15 protein-coding genes are annotated in these 14724 nt (G+C 58.4%); 3 read left to right on the top strand and 12 right to left on the bottom strand.

The genetic code is table 11. The features are described 5' to 3' along the window. Positions 1-19: 19 nt before the first annotated feature. From EKD03_RS04665 to EKD03_RS04635, 7 genes are all read right to left on the bottom strand, one after another. Positions 20-1477, bottom strand: a complete 1458-nt coding sequence (locus EKD03_RS04665; RefSeq protein ID WP_129628084.1) for a CheR family methyltransferase — start codon at positions 1475-1477, stop codon at positions 20-22. After that, positions 1474-2550: a chemotaxis-specific protein-glutamate methyltransferase CheB gene (gene cheB / locus EKD03_RS04660; protein ID WP_129628082.1), complete on the bottom strand. Its 1077-nt coding sequence runs from the start codon at positions 2548-2550 to the stop codon at positions 1474-1476. Before cheB ends, EKD03_RS04665 begins: the two co-directional genes overlap by 4 nt. Before the next feature lie 5 nt (positions 2551-2555). Further along, on the bottom strand, positions 2556-2915 hold the full coding sequence (locus EKD03_RS04655) for a response regulator transcription factor (protein ID WP_129628080.1): 360 nt from the start codon (positions 2913-2915) through the stop codon (positions 2556-2558). A gap of 92 nt (positions 2916-3007) precedes the next feature. After that, positions 3008-5263 (bottom strand): hybrid sensor histidine kinase/response regulator, encoded by a 2256-nt coding sequence (locus tag EKD03_RS04650; protein WP_129628078.1) that lies wholly within the window; start codon positions 5261-5263, stop codon positions 3008-3010. Between the two features lie 2 nt (positions 5264-5265). Then, positions 5266-6723 (bottom strand): methyl-accepting chemotaxis protein, encoded by a 1458-nt coding sequence (locus tag EKD03_RS04645; RefSeq protein WP_129628076.1) that lies wholly within the window; start codon positions 6721-6723, stop codon positions 5266-5268. A 1-nt stretch (position 6724) separates the two neighbouring features. Then, positions 6725-7141: a chemotaxis protein CheW gene (locus EKD03_RS04640; protein WP_129628074.1), complete on the bottom strand. Its 417-nt coding sequence runs from the start codon at positions 7139-7141 to the stop codon at positions 6725-6727. A gap of 4 nt (positions 7142-7145) precedes the next feature. Next, positions 7146-7598, bottom strand: coding sequence for a chemotaxis protein CheW (locus tag EKD03_RS04635; RefSeq protein ID WP_129628072.1), 453 nt, complete (start codon positions 7596-7598; stop codon positions 7146-7148). Between the two features lie 212 nt (positions 7599-7810). Between EKD03_RS04635 and EKD03_RS04630 the strand changes: the two genes are divergently transcribed. Continuing rightward, on the top strand, positions 7811-8866 hold the full coding sequence (locus EKD03_RS04630) for a glycosyltransferase family 2 protein (protein WP_238613389.1): 1056 nt from the start codon (positions 7811-7813) through the stop codon (positions 8864-8866). Between the two features lie 160 nt (positions 8867-9026). Here EKD03_RS04630 and EKD03_RS04625 read toward each other — a convergent pair whose 3' ends face one another. Both EKD03_RS04625 and gmd read right to left on the bottom strand, forming a co-directional pair. Beyond that, the gene (locus EKD03_RS04625; RefSeq protein ID WP_129628070.1) at positions 9027-9242 is read right to left on the bottom strand and encodes a hypothetical protein; all 216 of its coding nucleotides are present in this window, start codon (positions 9240-9242) and stop codon (positions 9027-9029) included. Beyond that, positions 9239-10210 carry a GDP-mannose 4,6-dehydratase gene (gmd, locus tag EKD03_RS04620; protein WP_129628068.1) on the bottom strand — a complete coding sequence of 324 codons (972 nt, stop codon included), beginning with the start codon at positions 10208-10210 and terminating at the stop codon, positions 9239-9241. The genes EKD03_RS04625 and gmd overlap by 4 nt, the downstream gene beginning before the upstream one ends. Positions 10211-10311: 101 nt before the next feature. Between gmd and EKD03_RS04615 the strand changes: the two genes are divergently transcribed. Continuing rightward, positions 10312-10770 carry a helix-turn-helix domain-containing protein gene (locus tag EKD03_RS04615; protein ID WP_129628066.1) on the top strand — a complete coding sequence of 153 codons (459 nt, stop codon included), beginning with the start codon at positions 10312-10314 and terminating at the stop codon, positions 10768-10770. Between the two features lie 49 nt (positions 10771-10819). On the opposite strand, the gene sucC is transcribed toward EKD03_RS04615, so the two are convergent. Next, the gene (gene sucC, locus EKD03_RS04610) at positions 10820-11956 is read right to left on the bottom strand and encodes an ADP-forming succinate--CoA ligase subunit beta (RefSeq protein WP_129628064.1); all 1137 of its coding nucleotides are present in this window, start codon (positions 11954-11956) and stop codon (positions 10820-10822) included. A gap of 297 nt (positions 11957-12253) precedes the next feature. Between sucC and EKD03_RS04605 the strand changes: the two genes are divergently transcribed. Beyond that, positions 12254-12499 (top strand): glutaredoxin domain-containing protein, encoded by a 246-nt coding sequence (locus tag EKD03_RS04605; protein WP_129628062.1) that lies wholly within the window; start codon positions 12254-12256, stop codon positions 12497-12499. Positions 12500-12585: 86 nt separating this feature from the next. Here EKD03_RS04605 and EKD03_RS04600 read toward each other — a convergent pair whose 3' ends face one another. Continuing rightward, complete coding sequence (locus tag EKD03_RS04600; protein WP_129628060.1) at positions 12586-13194, bottom strand: methyltransferase family protein; 609 nt, start codon at positions 13192-13194, stop codon at positions 12586-12588. A 59-nt stretch (positions 13195-13253) separates the two neighbouring features. Next, on the bottom strand, positions 13254-14549 hold the full coding sequence (locus EKD03_RS04595; RefSeq protein WP_129628058.1) for an adenylosuccinate synthase: 1296 nt from the start codon (positions 14547-14549) through the stop codon (positions 13254-13256). Between the last annotated feature and the right edge of the window lie 175 nt (positions 14550-14724).

Below are 14724 nucleotides of genomic sequence, written 5' to 3'. Positions count from 1 at the left end.
ACATGTAGTAAAGGGGCTTTCACCCCTTTTTGTCGTCTCGCCCGCCTAAAATTGTCAAGTAGCGTTGACAGGTCTCGGCCAGCCATCCAACGGCGACACCATCAATTAGGCGTTCGGGAGGTTGTCCGGCCAGTTTTTGGATCGTGTTCCGATATTCGCGGCGGGCGGCATCTATACGCCCAACATGGCGGTAGCATTCGGCGAGGTGGAACGAGATTTGCGCAGCGTTCGGGTCAAGGTAGCGTGCCCGTTCGAGATGGCTGATCGCCTGAGCAGGTTGATCCTGGCGCGCATAGATCAGGCCGATCAGTAGATACGCCTCGGTGGTGAGCGGGTCAAGTTCGAGCGCACGATGGGCCTCAGCCGCCGCCAGATCGAGGTCGCCGCGATTGGCATGGGCATGTGCCGAGAGGGCCAGGATCTGCGGGACTTGCGGGCCGCCCAGTGGGGCATTCTCGATCACATCAAGTGCGGCCTCACTCTTGCCCGCATCAATCAGGCCACGCCCTTGGGCTACTACATCATTGGTGGTGCGGGTTGAGTTGGGGTTGGGGCGTACCACCTGTTCAGGGCGCGTGCTGAATGATGGGCTGGGGAGTGGTGCCGGGCAGCGTGGCGGTGGGAGCGGCAGCGCCCGATCTTTCTGGTAGACATATGTCCCGTCCACTTCACGCCAACGAAAACGATTGAAGATGTTCCACAGCGTTTCGGAGAAACCAAGGAAGAGCGTACCGCCCTCGGCCATCATCTCATAGAAGTGCTGCATCAGGGTACGACAAGTTTCAATCTGAAAATAGATCGTCACATTTTGACAAAAGATGATCTGCATGCCCTGAAACTCTGTCGGAAATGGTTCGAGTAGATTGCGCTGCTCGAAACGAACCCAGCGGCGTAGGTGCTCATTGACCTCCAAGCCATCGCTTCCAAAGGGGCGAAAGAAGAGGCGGCGCTGGGATTCACTCAGGTTGCCCAGCGTGCGCCCACGATAGCGTCCGGCACGTGCGCGGGCCAGGGCGGTTGCGCTGAGGTCGCTGCCGAGGATCTCTAGCGGGCGAGTCGGCGGGTTGCCGAGTGTTTCGAGGGCCGTGATAGCAATCGAATAGGCCTCTTCACCAGTGGCGCACCCAGCACTCCAGATGCGGATCGGCACCTCTGGAGGGAGCCTGCGGTGCAGTTCGGGGATGATCGTCCTGCCGAGGGCCGTCATATGCTGGCGATGGCGAAAGAAGACCGTCTCGTGGTTCAGGAGTAGTTCGGCCAGAACATGCAACTCCGGGCGTTCGGCTTCACTAGTCAGCGCATCGGCATACACCACCACCTGCATTCCGCGCTGCGTGGCGCGGCGGCGCACCGCGCTGCGCAGCGTCTCATGGCGCGAGCCGTCCAGATAGACTCCGCAGTAGGTGGCCAACAGGTCACGCAAGGTGGTCAGTTGCACCGAACTCAATTCGCTACTTGGGGCCACTCCCTGGCTCACCCGGAACCTCCCCACTTGGGTGCGATGCGGTTAATTAATGCTTCGATGATCTTCTCTGGGGCTAACACCGCCTCGACCACGCCGAGGTCAATGGCGGCCTTGGGCATGCCAAAAATGGTACAACTAGCCTCGTCTTGGGCAATCGTATAACCCCCGGCGCGCCGGATTGCGCGCATCCCCATCGCACCATCGCGGCCCATGCCGGTCAGCAACACTCCAGTTGTTTGGGCGGCATAGATCTCGGCCACTGACTGCATGGTAATGTCAATCGAAGGGCGTTGCAGCAGCAACGGATGGTCACTCAGTTTGATTCGCCCATCAGTTTCAAAGGTCATATCCAGACGATCCGGAGCCACCAGCACCGTCCCGATCTGCAACGTCTCTCCAGCTTGCGCCAGCTTGATCGGCAAGACCGAACGGGTACGCATCCACTCTACCATACCTGCGCTAAATCCTTGGGCAATATGTTGAACCACCAGGACAGCGGCACCATAATTGGCGGGCAACCCGGCGAGAATCTGTTGGACGATGCGTGGTCCGCCGGTTGAGGCTCCGATCACCACCACCGGGAAGGTGCCGCTGGGGCGGCTCGGTGGTGGGGAAACGGGAGGTGGCACGGCCTGCGCCTCTTGCAGTTTGCGTCGCCCGCGCAGGTGGGTCACCACCTTCACACGCGCCAACAGTTTGATCTTGCGGATCAATGCTATTCGCGCCCGTTCGAGCGCGTCATTGTCGCCTAAGGCGGGCTTTTCCATCACATCTAACGCACCCGAATCGAGCATTTGGAAGGTGATGTCAATATCGTAGCGCGAAAGCGAAGCAGTGAGTACCAAGATCGGCGTGGGCTGATAGGCCATGATCTGGCGGGTGGTCTCGACGCCATCCATCACCGGCATGCGCACATCGAGTGTGATCAGATCGGGGCGTAGTTCGGCGACCCGGATCAATGCCTCGCGACCATCAGCCGCCTCACCGACCACCGTCAATTCGGGATCTTGTTCCAGCATCGTGCGAATAAGCCGCCGCATCAGGGCTGAGTCGTCAACAATCAGGATGCGTAGCGGGTGAGCCATAGTACCTACATCTCAAGAATCATTTTGACCCGGTTCGGCAGATTGAGCAGGTCAATATCTTTGTTCAGGTAGTCGTCCACTCCGGCCTCAAAGGCGGCGCGTTTATCATCGCTGGAGGTGAGCATAATAATGCGCAGATCATCAAGCAGGGGGTCATCGCGCAGCCGCCGACAGACCTCATAGCCATCAATGCCGGGCATCTGCACGTCGAGCACCATCAGATCGGGAACGTCCTGGGCGATGGCGGCGAGTGCGGCTTCGCCGCTGTGGGCGAGGCGCACCTGAAAGCCGAACATTTCGAGGCGCAGCTTGACAATATCGGTGACAAGTTTACTATCATCAACAACCAAGATCTTGGCTGGCATAGCACCCTCATTCCTACGCGGCGCAGATGCCCGCGAAGACCGGATGGATACTCTGATCTTCCGGGAAGCTTGGATCTTCCCGGAAGATCAGGTTAGAGATCGTTCCCCAATAACTGCTGAATCACCCCCAGCAGACTGCCTTGGTCAAACTGACTCTTCACGATATAGGCATGCGCTCCTGCTTCAAGGCCGCGACGACGATGTTCCTCAGAGGCGAGGCTGGTGATCAGCACAACGGGGAGTTCGGGTAGGGCAAGTTCGTTGCGAATGCGGGTGGTCAGTTCAAATCCATCCACACGCGGCATCTCAACATCACTTACCACGAGATCGTAGGCTTGTGAACGCAGTTTGTCAAGCGCATCTGCACCATCAACCGCAGCGGTTACGAGGTAGCCCGCTGATTGGAGGATGCTGCGGATCATCTCGCGGGTGGTGAAGCTATCATCGCAGACGAGGAGTTGGGGTTGGCGGCGTGGTGTGTGGTTGGTTTCGGTGGCCACGAGCGGGTGCAGGTTGCTGCTCATCTGCATCAGAATGATCGGATTGATCAGCAGGACGAGGCTGCCATCGCCGAGTTGCATGGCTCCACTATAGATGCGCTGCTTGGCCAGGACTGGCCCTAGCGGTTTGACCACCGCTTCGCACTCGTCGAGCAGGGCATCTACTACCACGACCAGCATGCGTTGGGCGCTGCCGATGAGGAGCGCGGGGAGGCGTGATCGGTTGGTGAGGGTATGATTGGTGTCCACCCCCAGGATTTCTCCCAGCGAGCGCACCATAAGATCCTGGCCAGCATACATCATCGTTGGCTGGCCCTCAATACTGCGCACCTGATCGGCCTGCACCCAGGTTGTGCCACGGCAGCCACTAGCGGGCAGGGCAAAGCTCATCGGCCCGACTTGGACGAGCAGGACGCGGGTAGTGACCAGCGTAAGCGGCAGAGTGAGGATGATCTGGGTTCCCTGCCCCAGGTGCGATTCGATTGCTACATGGCCACCGAGCTCATTGATATTCGCGCGCACCACATCCATGCCCACGCCACGCCCAGAGATGTCGGTGACAATCGGGGCGGTCGAGAAGCCGGGTTGGAAGATCAGGTCGAAGATCTCGTGGTCGCTCAGGCGCAGCGCATCATCGCTTCGCAGCATCCCTAGGTGGATGGCGCGTTCGCGGATTTTGGCGGGATCAATCCCGCTGCCATCATCGTGGATGACGACGCGCACCTCGCTACTTGCGGCTTCAGCCTCGATCATAATTGTGCCAGTTGCGGGCTTGCCTGCGGCTTGGCGTTCCTGCATAGGTTCGATACCATGATCAACCGCATTCCGGATCAGATGCATGAGCGGATCTTGGAGTAGTTCGAGCACCTTCCGATCTAGTTCCACCGTCTCACCACGCATCTCAATCCGCGCCAGCTTCCCGGTCGCATCGGCGACATCGCGCACGAGGCGCGGCAACCCGGCATAAATCGTCGCAATCGGCACCAAGCGTGCCGCCATCACCTCCTGCTCCAGATCGCGCACCAGCAGGTCACTCTGGTTTACATGGCGTCCGATATGTTCACTCTGGCGCTGGATGCGGCCCTGAATCTGCTGCGCAACACTATGGATGGCACTGAGGCGCTGATCAAGTGCGTGGCGTTGTGATGCCGAAAAGCGTAGTTGGTTCAGTTCGTCTTCGAGTTCGCGGATCACACGCGCCTGCTGGTTCATCGCGTGGCGCAACTGGTTGATCTCGTCGGCATGGTTAACGAGCACCTGATGGCTGACCATGAGTTCCCCAGTCAGATTGAGTATGCGATCCAGGCGATCAATCCGCACGCGCACGGTTCGCCCGCCGCCTGAACGGGTGGTGGGCGGGGCCATGGGTGGGCGCGGGCTAGGGGTAGGCGCGGGTTCAGGCGGGGCGGGCGGCGGAATCGGTTGTGGGGAGGGGGGGGGCGTTGGCGTGGAGAGGGGCAGAGTCTCAGTGCGCCCCTGAATAAGCCGGATGAGCGCCTCAACATCCAGATGCGATGGATGGCCCTCAATCGCTGCTGTGGTCAGAGTCAGCAAGGCATCGCCACCGCGCAGGAAGCGCGAGGCCAGATCATGATCCAGGTCGCGTTGCCCCTGGCGCATCTCGCTCAGGATGCTCTCCATCTCGTGCGCCAGTCGGCCTACCGTCTCGAAACCCAGCATGCGTGCCGAGCCTTTGATCGTATGCACCGCCCGGAAGATGCGGTCAATCTGTTCGCGTCGTGCTTGGTTATCGGTGAGCGACTCAAGCGCCAACAATCCATCGTTGAGTGTGCGCACATTCTCAACGGTCTCTTCGCGAAACTGATTATAGAAGGCGGAGAGATCCATAGTCACTCGTCATTCACCACAATACCGTGCAAACGGTCGGCAATCGCCGTCAGAGTCGCCGCCGACTCGGCCATCTGGCGCGCACCGAGCGCAGATTGCCGCGCCACCTCCGCCACTTCCCGCATCGTCTCGACCACCTGCTCACTCGCACTCTGCTGCTGGGCGGTAGCCAAGCCAATCTCCGCCGCCGACTGTGCGGTGCGCTCGGCCACCATTACGATGCTATCCATCACTTGTCCGGCGCGATGGGCCAGTTCGACACCGCGCTCAACCGCCTTGCTGCCCTCTTCAGCCGCCAATACCGCCACACTGGTTGCCTGACGGATCTCGGCGATCACCCCCTTGACCTCCTTGGCGGCGGCGAGGGTGCGGTTGGCGAGGCTCTTCACTTCAGCAGCAACCACGGCAAAGCGGCGGCCATGCTCACCCGCCCCGGCGGCCTCAATCGCGGCATTGAGGGCGAGCAGGTGGGTCTCATCGGAGATGTCATCAATCAGGTCAATAATCTCGCCAATCTGCTGCGAACGTTCGCCCAAGCTGAGCACCCGCGAACTGACATCCTGCACCCGTCCACGGATGCGCTCCATCGCCTGAATGCTCTCGTCCACCGCACTCTGGCCACTACTCAGATTTTCCAACGTCTGTTGGGCGGCCAGCGCCACATGCTCGCTCGCCTGAGCAATCTGGCGTGCGGTACTGCCCAACTGCTCAATCGTGGTTGAAACCTGCGAGACCGCGCTGGCCTGATCGGCGGCCCCCCCCGCCTGCTGCTGCGAGGTCATCTGCATCTCGGCAGCGGCGGCAGCCAGTTCACTCCCCAGTTCCACCTGCTGAATATTCTTCTCCATCAGTTGCTCGGTCTTATTGAGCAACTCCTGGGCGCGCCCCTGCGACTCAGCCAGGGTGGTACGCAGATCACGTCCACTGAGCCACGCCAGCAGCGAGAGGAGCAGCGTGGCCAAGCTGAAGATGGCAAACGCCATATTCGCGCTGCTCCTGACGGGTGGTTGGTAGCCAAAGCTCTGTTCTGCGAGGAGCAGAATCGCAATCGAGACGAGCGATCCAGCGGCAACCAGGATACTATCGCGCCCACGCCCGAACAACCCTGTGCTCACAATCGGCACAAAGAAACAGAGACTCAATGGCCCACTCGCGCCGCCAAAGATCGCCGTCCCAAGCAGACAACTAAGCAGCATGCCATAGAAGATGAGTTGACTGGATTGGCGGGCCAGATGGCGCTGCAAGAGCCAGAACGCCCCGCCAAAACAGCCGAGTGCCCCGATTCCGATCAGGCCACTGATGATCACCAGCGTCTCGCTGATCTGCTCACCAACGCGCAGAACGCCTACCACCAGCACAAAAACGAGCGCCGTCGTCATGCCCACGGCAATCAGCAGGCGCATCACCCCGACATTATCTTTGAGCAGACTACTCGGTTCGTGCAGCAATGAGCTCTTCATGTTATACCGCACCAATCATGACATCAGTTGCAATCCGGCGCAGATCGAGCAGGAGCAACGGGGCATCCTGATAGATCACCGCTCCGATGAACCAGGGGCGGGCCAGACGCTGGGCCAGCAACGGGGCGAGCATTTGAATTTCGGACTGGTTCTCCAGGTGTAGGCTATCAACACGATCAATCAACAGGGCTACCGAGCGACGGCGCAGAGCAATGATCAGGGCGTGGCGGCGGCCTGCCCCCTGATGTGGCGGGCCACCCAGCATAGGGCCAAGTTCGCGGCAGATCAGGGTTCGATCATGCATGTCCGTCGGGGGATCGGTGGGATCAATCAGGCTCACCGTCTGTACGTGTGACTGTACAACTCCAAATAGTGCGCCCCCCACCGCCACTCCCAGGATACAATACTCGCTCTGCATACGTCTACTCAGCCTCCTGAATGGTGGTCATTAACGCCTCCATACTGAAGACCTGGAGCGGATGCGCTTCATACTGGGTTACTGCGTGCAGGAGCCGGGCGCGTTGTGGACTCAGGCCAACCGGTGGCGGGAGCAGATCATCACGTTGGAGCACAAGCAGATCGAGCGCGGCATCAACAATCAGCGCGAGGCGCACCGAATTCTGATGGATGATCACCAGGCGGGTGGCGCGATCAGATTGGGTGGCTGCTAAACCCAAAAGGTGGCGTAGATCCACCGCCGGAAGCACCACCCCACGTTGGTTGATGATCCCCGGCAGGATCGCTGGCGCACCCGGAACCGGCGTCGGTGGTCGCCAGCGCGCTACTTCGCGCACGGCACTGCCCGCCAACGCATAATACTCGTCGCCCAGACGCACAACGAGGTATTCTTCGCTTCGTGGCTCACTACTTGACATGAAATGGCTTAGTGGTTGGCACGGATGCTTGGCTTAACTATGAGCATACACTGAAAGCTAGGTAGGGGTCAAGTAGGAGAAGCATCGTCCTTAGGGCATGTGCAAAGATGCTGCTGGTAAATGCCCTCTGACCTCCAAACTTCTGGGAAGCTCAGCAAGTGGTTGTTCTCAGGCGATGCGTCGCTTCTACTTATGCTACAATAGCGCCTACCATGACCCAGCAGCAGCAACAACCTTCCGTGCGTCTGATCGTCCAGATCCCCGCGCTGAATGAGCGTGAGACGATCAGCACCGTCATTGCAGACATCCCGCGCCAGATTCCTGGGGTTAGCAGTGTCGAAGTCTTGATCATTGACGATGGCTGCACCGACGATACCGTTACGGTCGCGCTTCAAGCGGGGGCCAACCATGTCGTCCGCCACACCTCAAACAAAGGCTTGGCCACCGCGTATCAGACCGGTATTGACGCTGCGTTACGGCTAGGTGCGGACATTATTGTCAACACCGATGCTGATCATCAATACCCTGGTAGTGAGATCCCGCGCCTGATTGCGCCCATTCTGGCCAAAGAAGCCGACATCGTGATCGGTGACCGTCAGGTGCAGATGATCGAGCACTTTTCGCCACTCAAACGCACGTTGCAATATGTGGGCAGCAGCGTGGTTCGTTGGGCCTCCGAGACGAACGTCCCCGATACGGTGAGTGGTTTTCGGGCGCTCTCGCGGCAGGCAGCGTTGCGCACCTTTGTCACCACCGATTTTTCCTACACCGTGGAGAACCTGATCCAGGCCGGCAAACGTCGCCTGACGATCACCGCCGTGCCGATCCGCACCAACATCGTCGAACGGCCCTCGCGGCTCCACCGGGGCAACTGGAACTTCATCAAACGTCAGGCGGCGATTATTGCGCGCACCTACGCCACCTACGAGCCACTCAAGACCTTCAGTTACATTACATTGGTGCTCTTCATCCCTGGCCTCTTCTTCCTACTCTCAGCGGCCTACATCTTCATTGGGCGGCGGCTCAACTGGTTCCTCGAATCGCGCTCCAACGATCAATCACTCTTTGTCGGCGGCGTCTTGATCGTGATGGCGCTAGTCACCTTTCTGATCGGCCTCTTAGCGGATCGGGTGGGTGGAGTCCGGCGGGTGCAAGAAGAGATCCTCTACCGAGTGCGGTCGATCCAGGTCGAGGATGAAGCTTGGCGGCGCGACATAACCGCACGGCTCGATCAGATCGAGCGCGACCGCGACATCGGCATACCGTAGGGGAGAGAGTCGCGTTGTGACGCGCCGCCCCCGAAGATCTTCGGTATTGGTTTTTGGCGGCGAAGCAGCCAAAAACCAATACCCATTGAACAGAAACACCGAGCAGGCTAGGGGGTAACCCCTAGCCTGCTCATCATTGAGAAGAATATGGCGATGGAGATTAGAGGTCGACGTGGTTGAGAGTCTGGGGTTGGTTCAGCGCTGAGCGGCGTTGCCCAGGCGAACCCGATGTAGACCAGAGCGTGCGCAGATGTTGCAGCGCCCCACCCGTGCGGCGATCCAACAGCATCACGAAGCGGGTCGCTTCAGCGATACCGAGCCGCTCCACCAAGGCATCCCATCCCTCTTCAATCAGTCGCATCTCCGTTTGAGTCATCGGTTCTGCTCCTTAAGTAGTTGCACATCCGCATCAACCATCATCTGTACCAGGGTCGGGAATGGCGTCTTGGGTTGCCAACCCAGCGCCTTCTGTGCCTTGGAGGGGTCACCGATCAGCAGATCGACCTCAGCGGGGCGCATAAAGCGCTCATCCATCACCACATACTCCTGGTAATTCAGGCCGACGTGGCTAAAGGCCAGTTCGCAGAACTCGCGTACCGAGTGGGTCTCTCCGGTGGCAATCACATAGTCGTCCGGTTGTTCCTGCTGGAGCATCAGCCACATGGCTTCGACATAATCTCCAGCGAAGCCCCAGTCACGCTGGGCATCGAGATTCCCCAGACGTAACTCGTGGTCAAGACCAAGTTTGATCCGTGCAACGGCGTGCGAGATCTTGCGGGTCACAAATTCCAGCCCTCGGCGCGGGCTTTCGTGGTTAAAGAGAATACCGCTACAGGCGAACATGTTGTAGCTCTCACGGTAGTTCACCGTGATCCAGTGGCCATAGACCTTGGCAACCCCATAGGGGCTGCGGGGGTAGAAGGGGGTGGTCTCCTTTTGAGGAACCTCAACCACCTTCCCGAACATCTCACTGCTACTCGCTTGGTAAAAACGAATGTCAGGATCGACGAGTCGGACTGCGTCCAGCATCCGCGTCACACCCAGGGCGGTGGTTTCACCCGTGAAGACCGGCTGGGGCCACGAGGTTTGGACGAAGGACTGTGCGGCCAGATTGTAGACCTCGGATGGGCGATGCTCGCGCAGCATATTGATCAACGAGACTTCATCGAGCAGATCGCCGGTGACCAGTGTCAGGTACGGCTGGATGTGGGTAATGCGCTCAAAATTGACCGTACTGGTACGGCGCACCATCCCGATCACATCATAGCCCTGGGAAAGTAAGAACTCGGCCAGGTAACTACCATCTTGGCCGGTAATACCCGTAATTAATGCACGTTTCTTCATGTCAGCCCTCTCACATCACAGACAGATCGACGGACTCTCAGAACCGATGATACTATAGCAGCCTGCGTCGTCGTCGTCTGCTAAGTGAGTTATCACGATCTATGAAGCCCAACGAGTCACTATCCCAACGAATTGCACATCTTCGTGCTACGGGGGGATGGACCCAACAAGAACTCGCTGAGCGTTTGGCAATCTCGCGGGTAGCTGTCTCACACATTGAAGTGGGGATAAGCCAACCCAGCGAGCGTACCATCACGCTGCTCGCCGGTATCTTCAAGCATGAGCCAAGCGAGTTAGTCACCGGAACAAACTATCCTGAGGCAAAGACGGAGCGGCTACCTGCTGTAGCCTGTCGCTATACCGAGGTTGAACTTCAGTGTGCGCTCTTCGAGCGCGACCTCCACTGGCTACGCCAGATCACTACTTGCGCAAACTATACCACACTTGCTCGCGATGTGCATGATCACTGGACACTGTTTTTTGATAGTCTGCGCAGATCTTCACAAGATCTGCGCGAACGAAGGCTGATTGATCAAACTCGCCAGCGCGGGGGTGTGTAACCAAGCTAGAAGCTTCCCGGAAGCTAGAAGCTTCCGGGAAGCTTCACAATTAGGCTTGGGCCGCAGCGACGGCCTTCTGGGCGGCTTCGGCCAAGGTTGCTGCGGGGATCAGGCGCGACTCGGCCAGCAATCGGCGGCCCTCTTCCTCGTTGGTGCCGGTGAGGCGAGCGATCATCGGTACCTGGGTATCCACTTCTTCGAGGGCGGCGATGATACCACGGGCGACCTCATCTACGCGGGTGATGCCACCGAAGATGTTGAACATCACCGCCTTGACATTGGGGTCAGCCAGAATGATCTGAAGGGCTGCCTTGACCTTGTCTTTACCGGCACCGCCACCAATATCGAGGAAGTTGGCGGGTTCGCCGCCATAGAGCTTGACGACATCCATGGTAGCCATGGCCAACCCAGCCCCATTGACCATACAGCCGATGGTGCCATCGAGCTTAATGAAGGTAATCTCGGACTCACGGGCTTGTCGCTCGGCCTCCGGCTCATCGGATGAATCGCGCAGCGCCTCAAGATCGGGATGGCGGAAGAGGCCACTGTCATCAAGCAGTACTTTCGAGTCGAGCGCCTGGAGGCTACCATCATCGCGGATGACGAGCGGGTTAATCTCGGCCAGCGAAGCATCTGTCTCCACAAAGACACGGTAGAGGGCACTGGCGATCTGGGCAAACTGACGCGCCTGTTTACCATCCTTCAGCCCAATCGCAAAGGCCAACTCACGCGCCTGGTAGTCGAGCAGCCCGAGTTGGGGATGTGCGGCAATCTTGATGATCGCGTCGGGATTGGTTTTGGCTACTTCCTCGATCTCGACCCCACCCTCGGACGAGGCGATCATCATGACCCGCTTGGTGGTGCGATCAAGAATGGCACTCAGGTAGATCTCCTTCTGGTAGCTGATCGCCTCGGCAACCAACACCTTCTCTACCGTCAAGCCTTTAATATCCATACCCAGGATCTGGGACGCAACCTGTTCGGCCTGCTCTGGGGTCTCTGCAAGTTTGACCCCACCTGCCTTGCCACGCCCACCGACGAACACCTGTGCCTTGATCACTACCTTCGCGCCGATCTGCTCGGCAATCGTGCGGGCCTCCGCTGGGGTGCTGGCAACGCCGCCGCCGGTCACAGGGATGCCATAGCGGGCTAATAGGTCACGGGCCTGGTACTCGTGCAGCTTCATAGGTAGTGACGCACTCCTCTACATTCGGCCTGTGCCGAACGGACGCAACGACTCTTTAGTTGTGATGGCACTAGTTTGTATCGATCTGCCATCAACTCGGAATTACAACGATTACGATGCGAACATTGATACCACTATGGTAGCATATCGTGAATAGAGATGTCAAACATGATGAGTATGGGCAAAAGATGTGCAAATGGTGAAAATATGCTTGAAAATGGCACCAAAAGCATGGTATACTCGATGAGAATTGAGCTTCCCGGAAGCTGTGTATCTATAACATAAGAGAGGAAACAGATGGAGAACGCGGGGATTATCTTTTACGGAACGCGCTGGTGCTCGGATTGTCGGCGTGCCCAGCGCCTACTCGATCAGCTTGGTCATGCCTACACCTATGTGAACATTGAGTCTGATCCCGCTGCGACCGCCTATGTCATGCAGGTCAATCGGGGCAACCGCAGTGTACCGACGATAGTCTTTCCCGATGGGTCGATTCTGGTCGAGCCTTCGAATGCACAACTACAGGCCAAGCTGACCTTGTAGGGATTAAGCATCGCCCACCATGTGGCTTGGGGAACACGAACTACATTGGCGGGCGATGCTTTGGTTCTACGCTATGATCGCAGATCTTAGATCAGAAATGGAATAAAGCGGTAGCGCACCTTTTGTATATAGGTTTGGTAGGTAGGATCACGGAGGAGTACTTGCTCTTCCGCCTTGGTGCGCAGGTATTGGAATGCAATTGAGAAGATAATCACCAATAGGTTAAGTAGACTCGCATTTCCAAGCAAAAAACCGAGGTAACTGAAGAGGTAACTACCATAGAGTGGGTGGCGAACTAGCCGATAGAGGCCATTGGTCTTGACGCCACGGTTGGCCGCCAGGATACCGAAGCTGCGCCCCAGGCTGGCCACCGCAATGATCGAGATGACGAGGCCAACGATCTGCACCCCGATACCCACCTGCATCATGAGAGGGTGGTGCCAACCACCGGCGCGTTGCAGTAATGGGGCGGCGGTTCCGGCGAGGGCGATCACGGCGTCGAGCCATGAACGGCTGATATCGGTGGTGTTGCGGCGGGTAATGATTAACCCGATCAGCAGAGCTTCTTGGATGGCCAGCAGGAGCATCTGGATCTGACCGGTGCTGCGCCATGTATTGAAGGCCGCCAAGGTAAAGAAGGTGAAGAGAACGCCCAAGAGAACGTTCTCAATAATTGGACGGATGGAGGTCTTCATCGGGGCCTCGTTCGGTGGTGGGTGCGGGATGGACGCGGCATCCCGCACCGTGACAGATCTTAAAAGACCTCACTAGCGATGATCGTCTGTTCGCGATCTGGGCCGACCGAGATGATCCCTAGGCGTGCCCCGACCAACTGACAGATGCGAGCGACATAGGCTTGGGCAGCCTCTGGCAGATCCTGGAAGCGGCGCACGTCACTGGTCGGACTCATCCATCCCGGCATCTCTTCATACACCGGCTCTACCTGATCAAGAACGGCGGTGGTTGCCGGTGGGTATTCGAGAGTTGCATCGTGCAATTTATAGCCGACACAGATCTTGATGTTGGCGAGTTCATCCAGCACATCGAGCTTGGTGATCGCCAGGGTGTCAATCCCATTCACCTGGGCGGCATAGCGCGCCATCACCGCATCGAACCAGCCGACGCGCCGCAAGCGCCCGGTGGTTGTTCCGACTTCAGCCCAAGGCTTACCGATCTGGCGCAGTGCATCCGCATCGGGGCCATCGGCGAGTTCGGTGGGAAACGGCCCCTGACCGACGCGGGTGGTGTATGCCTTATAGACGCCGATGACCGAGTCAACACGGGTTGGCCCGATCCCAGCGCCCTGGCATGCCCCAGCCGCACCGGGAGGTGAGGAGGTGACATACGGGTAGGTGCCATAGTCCACATCGAGCAGACAACCCTGGGCACCTTCGAGCAGGATGGGCATATCCTTCTCTAAGGCGCGCATAATGATCGGATGGGTATCGGTGATGTGATCGGCCAGTTTGTGGCCAAAGTCGAGGTAGCGCAGGTATGTGTCGTGAAGCGAGAGCGGCTTGGCACCGTAGAGTTTGGTGAGCAGGCGGTTCTTTTCCTCCAACACACTGCGCAGGCGGTTGAGTAGGGTCTCTTCGTGGAGCAGATCAGCCATACGGATGCCGCTGCGGTTCATCTTGTCGGCATAGGCGGGGCCAATCCCACGCCCGGTGGTGCCGATTTTATCGTCACCCCGCGCATCTTCCTGAAACCGGTCGAACATAATATGGTAGGGCATGATCACGTGGGCGCGCTCGCTGATGAAGAGCTTACTGGTATTGATGCCCCGGCTCTTGAGATCGTCAAGTTCCTGGAGTAGTCCTTCCGGGCTGATCACCACGCCGCTCCCGATCACATTGACGGTAGATGGATCAAAAATCCCTGAGGGGATGAGATGCAGTTTGAAGGTACCGAGGTGGTTGACCACCGTATGTCCCGCGTTATTCCCGCCACCATAGCGAACCACCAGGCGCGCCTTGCTAGCGAGCAGGTCAACCAGGTGGCCTTTGCCTTCATCGCCCCATTGGGCGCCGATTAGTGCGACGACAGACATGGCCGTCCCTTTCACGCGAAGGGCTTCCGGGCGCGTCGTACAGGTCGGACGCTGGCGGAGGCCGTGAAGATTTCCGAGTTGCAAGCATGCCACGGGGGGGCTTGCTTTGCAATTGTAGCAGATATCTGTATCGGTGGGGTAGGGTGGTAGAGACGCAAGTAGAGACGCAATATAT

This window comes from Candidatus Oscillochloris fontis (assembly GCF_004138135.1).
Taxonomy (GTDB): Bacteria; Chloroflexota; Chloroflexia; order Chloroflexales; family Chloroflexaceae; genus Oscillochloris; species Oscillochloris fontis.
This window is presented reverse-complemented; position numbering and strand designations above follow the sequence as displayed.

Coding starts and splice junctions, on each gene's coding strand:
- EKD03_RS04635 (WP_129628072.1), bottom strand. CDS start 7,598: ATGTCAAGTAGTGAGCCACGAAGCGAAGAATACCTCGTTGTGCGTCTG.
- EKD03_RS04650 (WP_129628078.1), bottom strand. CDS start 5,263: ATGGATCTCTCCGCCTTCTATAATCAGTTTCGCGAAGAGACCGTTGAG.
- EKD03_RS04595 (WP_129628058.1), bottom strand. CDS start 14,549: ATGTCTGTCGTCGCACTAATCGGCGCCCAATGGGGCGATGAAGGCAAA.
- EKD03_RS04640 (WP_129628074.1), bottom strand. CDS start 7,141: ATGCAGAGCGAGTATTGTATCCTGGGAGTGGCGGTGGGGGGCGCACTA.
- EKD03_RS04645 (WP_129628076.1), bottom strand. CDS start 6,723: ATGAAGAGCTCATTGCTGCACGAACCGAGTAGTCTGCTCAAAGATAAT.
- EKD03_RS04615 (WP_129628066.1), top strand. CDS start 10,312: ATGAAGCCCAACGAGTCACTATCCCAACGAATTGCACATCTTCGTGCT.
- EKD03_RS04655 (WP_129628080.1), bottom strand. CDS start 2,915: ATGCCAGCCAAGATCTTGGTTGTTGATGATAGTAAACTTGTCACCGAT.
- gmd (WP_129628068.1), bottom strand. CDS start 10,210: ATGAAGAAACGTGCATTAATTACGGGTATTACCGGCCAAGATGGTAGT.
- EKD03_RS04605 (WP_129628062.1), top strand. CDS start 12,254: ATGGAGAACGCGGGGATTATCTTTTACGGAACGCGCTGGTGCTCGGAT.
- EKD03_RS04625 (WP_129628070.1), bottom strand. CDS start 9,242: ATGACTCAAACGGAGATGCGACTGATTGAAGAGGGATGGGATGCCTTG.
- EKD03_RS04600 (WP_129628060.1), bottom strand. CDS start 13,194: ATGAAGACCTCCATCCGTCCAATTATTGAGAACGTTCTCTTGGGCGTT.
- EKD03_RS04630 (WP_238613389.1), top strand. CDS start 7,811: ATGACCCAGCAGCAGCAACAACCTTCCGTGCGTCTGATCGTCCAGATC.
- sucC (WP_129628064.1), bottom strand. CDS start 11,956: ATGAAGCTGCACGAGTACCAGGCCCGTGACCTATTAGCCCGCTATGGC.
- cheB (WP_129628082.1), bottom strand. CDS start 2,550: ATGGCTCACCCGCTACGCATCCTGATTGTTGACGACTCAGCCCTGATG.